Source organism: Gilvimarinus sp. 1_MG-2023 (genome assembly GCF_030548285.1).
On the sequence record NZ_JAUOSC010000556.1, the window covers coordinates 1 to 327 of the forward strand.

Annotated in this window: 1 pseudogene; it reads left to right on the top strand. The window is 55.7% G+C overall.

The window, feature by feature from the left end:
• Window positions 1-327, top strand: a pseudogene (locus Q4563_RS18065) (AAA family ATPase); the annotation flags it as partial.

Here is a 327-nt window from a genome sequence, read left to right on the forward strand (position 1 = left end):
TATTTATGTAGAAGCTCTGGTTGAGCGTTTTCCGACCTTGTCGTATCTGGCTGACCAGCTGCGATTTGGCCATCGGGCTGAGGTGCCATTTGTCCAGCTGACTGTCGAGCAACTGGACTTTCTGGAAACCCTGTATCTGGAAGCCGGGCCGTCGATGGCGGGTCAGGCTGCGCAACTCGCCACTCTGAAGCAGGCCATGGGAACAGCCGGGGAACGTTTTGAGGCGGGTAATCTGGAATTATTGGTGGCGGCGATCACCGAGTATTTATTACAGGATGCCATTCGTGGCTGGCTGTTCCGGGTGGTGACATCGGGGAAACCCATTGC